This is a genomic window from Streptomyces prasinopilosus (assembly GCF_001419695.1).
Lineage (GTDB): Bacteria > Actinomycetota > Actinomycetes > Streptomycetales > Streptomycetaceae > Streptomyces > Streptomyces prasinopilosus.
On the sequence record NZ_LIRG01000312.1, the window covers coordinates 1 to 3328 of the forward strand.

Genomic DNA, 3328 nt, shown 5'->3' on the forward strand with positions numbered 1-3328 from the left:
TCCGGCAGCGCTGCCGGAGCGGGCGGAACGGTGTCCCCGAGAGGGCCCGGTGAGGATATGCGGAGGTGCTGCCGTGAGCAGTCCGCAGGACCTGTCCGGCTCCTCGGGCAAGGCCGCCCGCACGGCGTTCGAAGGACGGTGGAACGCCCTGCCGGGGTGCGGACCCTGTGCGCCGTCGCCGCCCGCGCCCTGACGACCGCCGCCGTCGGCCGGTGAGCCACACGCCCCGCGCCGTGCACCTGTGTGTCGCGCTCGCACGACGAGACGCTCGCGTACGAAATCGGACGGGCGGACCTGGACGCGCCGCGCAAGCAGCGGCACACGCACTGCGACCGTTCCACGAACGGAGCCCCCGGAGGGCTGTGGGACGTGCGAGGGGGATACCTCAGGCGGGCAGTTTCGTGTCGATGACGAAGCTGATCTCGATGACCTGACCGGGCAAGGTCAGTTCAGTGACGCCCAGGACCGTGCTGGCCGGGCGGTGGTCGCCGAAGTACCCCAGGTTGCCCTCCGCCGTCGCCGCGGCATTCTGCCGCAGGTTCACCACGTACAGGGTCTGTGAGACGACCTGGTTCCGGGTGGCGCCGTAGTGGTCCAGGACCTTGTCCATGTTGGCGTAGGTCTGCTCGAGCTGGGCGGCGAAGTCGCCCGCGTAGAGGAACTCGCCTGCCTCGTCGAACGAGAGCTGTCCAGAGACGTGGATCAGCTCGCCGGACTTGATCGCCTGTGAGTAGCCGAAGTCGCTCTCGGCCGGCACGTCGTAGGTGAAGACATCAATGGTGGCCATGGTGCTCGCCCTTCCGATCCACTCTCTTGTAGTTACTCGGAAACTTTAGGAGAGTGATGACTGACCTGGAAGAACGCACTTTTCGGTGACTGAGGAACCTGATGGTGACCACGTAACCACTCAAGGGCCTGCCCGAGGGCGCCGACCTGCGGCGCGCGGACTCCCCGGCGCGGGAGATCTTCTCGGACGTCGCCCCCAAGTGGGCGCTCCTGATCATCGAGGCGCTCGGCGAGCGCACCCTGCGCTTCAGCGAGCCGCGGAACGAGGTCGAGGGCGTCAGCCACAGGATGCTCACCCAGAACCTGCGCATGCTGGAGCGCAATGGCCTGGCCGACCGGAAGGTGCACCCCACCGTGCCGCCGCGAGTCGAGTACACCCTCACCGAGCCGGGCCGGGCCCCGCGCACCGCGGTCGACGCCATATGCGGCTGGACCCACCAGCACCTCGGTCCCCTCGAGAGTGCGCGCGGCCGTTTCGACGCCTGAGGGGACGAAGGACCGGAAGGCGGGCTTTCGGGTGAAGGAGACCTTACGGGCCCCTGGTCACCGCGCTTCCCGGGCCCCGGGGGCTCGCCGTTCACCGACACGGCCACAGGCCCGGAGCCGACGCGGGTGAACGGGACCAAGGCCAGGGGGAGGCGAGCCGGAGCAACATGACGTTGACGCCTCCGCACTTCTGGGACACCTCGCGCATGGGACAAGGACGACGCATACGGGAGCTGATCCGGTAGACCGCCGGAACTCCGGGCTACCTTCGTCGCGCGCTGCGGCGGGAGCCTTTTCCCGACCGGGAAACGCATGGCTCCGGGACCAACGCGTCGATGAGACCGTGCTGGTGACCCGTGCAAAGGGAGATCACACCGCCACGAGCCGGACGCGATCACCGCACAGCTTGACCATGTCGTCGACATCGGAGGTCAACATGAGCACGGGGCGGTGCTGCCGCAACGCGGCCTCGGCGACCGCAGCGTCGATCGCATACTTGTGCCCGTGCAAACCGGCATCCATCAGCAACTTCGAGGCCGCCCTCGCCTCCTCGTCGCCCACCGGGACTACGCGCAGCCCGGAGAGCACCCGGTTCAGGCGGGACTTGTCCGTACGGACATGGACGACCTCGATGAGGGTGAGCGCGCTGATCACGACCTCCATGCTTCGCGAGCGCGCCTCGGCAACCAGAGCCACCACCTGCTCGTCGTCGGCGAGGAGCTTCGAGAGCCCCTCGCTGTCGAGGACCAGCGTCCCCTCGTGACTCAGCTTGCGGCGGGCCACTCGGCCTCCTCGGCGAACACCTCGTCGAAGACCTGCCGAGCCCGCTGACGAGCCTGCTCAGAGACCGGCCCCTTGCGGTTCTCGTAATCCGCCAGGTACTCGTCCAACACCTGGCCGCGCAGTTCACGCTCGACCGCCGCGGCGATGAACGCAGAGAACTCCCGCTTGCCCACCCGCGCCCGGATCGCCTCCGCGGTCCCCTCCGGAAGCGACAGGCTCACCCGCGTCGCCGGCCCTTCTCCGATGCTGTACGTCGTCTCAGCCATGACCCGAGTGTGTCAAACGAGTAGGAAAAGTGCTACGGCCCACGCCCCCGTCACCCACGCGGGAGCCACCGGAAAAGGCTGTGGAAGAGCCGCTCACTCCTCTCGTCACGCCCCGCACCATCCGCGACTCGACGCAGAAGCCGGCCGCCGTCCCGGCACACTCTCGGCACGGCAGGGGTGACCGGGGATGATGACGGGCGAAGACCAGGCAGGTTTCCCGGCACCATCCCACCACGGCAGGCAGCCAGGGGGCCGACCCTGAAAGACCGACCCCCTCCTGACCTACATGTTTGCCAGATCGGCGACGTGGCGATGCAGCACCCGCTACACGTTGAAGCGGAATCTGTAGTGCAGAGCTCCCACCTGCGGAAACGTTCCTTCAAGTGATCGCATCCAGCACCGATCCAGCACGGTAGGCGTTCACCCAGCGCATCCAGCACGTCAAGCGGCGGAGACGGCCCCCTCCACGCCCTCGGCCGCAGGGCGCATGGCGTTCTGCATGATGTCTCGACAACGATCCCACGCCTCGGGAACGAGGTGACCGTAGATGTCCACGGTGGTCTTGATCGACTTGCGGCCGAGCCAGCGCGAGACCTCGCGGATCGGTACGCCGTTCGCCAACGCGATCGAGGCGAAGAAGTGTCGGAGACTGCCGGGCGTGTACTTGGCCTTGTCGTCCGCATCGATCAGGCCAGCCGACACGCACACCTTCCTGAAGTGATAGCCGTAGGTGGAGGCGGTGGGCATCTCGCCCTTGCCGCGTCGGCGCGGGGCGAAGAAGACCTCCAGCCGGCGTCGCTTGCCCCGCTGGCCAGGGAAGGTCATAGGAACCGGCTCCCACCGCGACAGGTGGGCGTCGNNGTCGCGGTACTCACCCTCCGTCCGGTGCTTGAGCGGCACGAAGACCGTGTGGCTGTCGCTGCGGTGTGCCTTGGCGCTGACCTGCCAGCGGATCCTGACGAAGCCGGACCGTAGGCACTCGGCGGAGAAGGCGAGGACTTCGCTGG

Annotated in this window: 5 protein-coding genes; 1 reads left to right on the plus strand and 4 read right to left on the minus strand. The window is 67.8% G+C overall.

Annotation, left to right across the window (positions count from 1 at the left end; all coding sequences use genetic code 11):
• Nucleotides 1-385: 385 nt before the first annotated feature.
• The gene (locus tag AOK18_RS14030) at nucleotides 386-787 is read right to left on the minus strand and encodes a RidA family protein (RefSeq protein ID WP_055570485.1); all 402 of its coding nucleotides are present in this window, start codon (nucleotides 785-787) and stop codon (nucleotides 386-388) included.
• A gap of 128 nt (nucleotides 788-915) precedes the next feature.
• Between AOK18_RS14030 and AOK18_RS14035 the strand changes: the two genes are divergently transcribed.
• Nucleotides 916-1272: a winged helix-turn-helix transcriptional regulator gene (locus AOK18_RS14035; RefSeq protein WP_240503176.1), complete on the plus strand. Its 357-nt coding sequence runs from the start codon at nucleotides 916-918 to the stop codon at nucleotides 1270-1272.
• A gap of 369 nt (nucleotides 1273-1641) precedes the next feature.
• Here the strand turns inward: AOK18_RS14035 and AOK18_RS14040 are convergent, their stop codons facing one another.
• From AOK18_RS14040 to AOK18_RS14050, 3 genes are all read right to left on the minus strand, one after another.
• Entirely contained in the window at nucleotides 1642-2055 is a 414-nt protein-coding gene (locus AOK18_RS14040) for a PIN domain-containing protein (protein WP_055570484.1), read from the minus strand.
• Nucleotides 2037-2321 carry a hypothetical protein gene (locus AOK18_RS14045; RefSeq protein WP_055570483.1) on the minus strand — a complete coding sequence of 95 codons (285 nt, stop codon included), beginning with the start codon at nucleotides 2319-2321 and terminating at the stop codon, nucleotides 2037-2039. Before AOK18_RS14045 ends, AOK18_RS14040 begins: the two co-directional genes overlap by 19 nt.
• A 441-nt stretch (nucleotides 2322-2762) precedes the next feature.
• Nucleotides 2763-3146, minus strand: coding sequence for a tyrosine-type recombinase/integrase (locus AOK18_RS14050; RefSeq protein ID WP_055694573.1), 384 nt, complete (start codon nucleotides 3144-3146; stop codon nucleotides 2763-2765).
• Nucleotides 3147-3328: the final 182 nt, after the last annotated feature.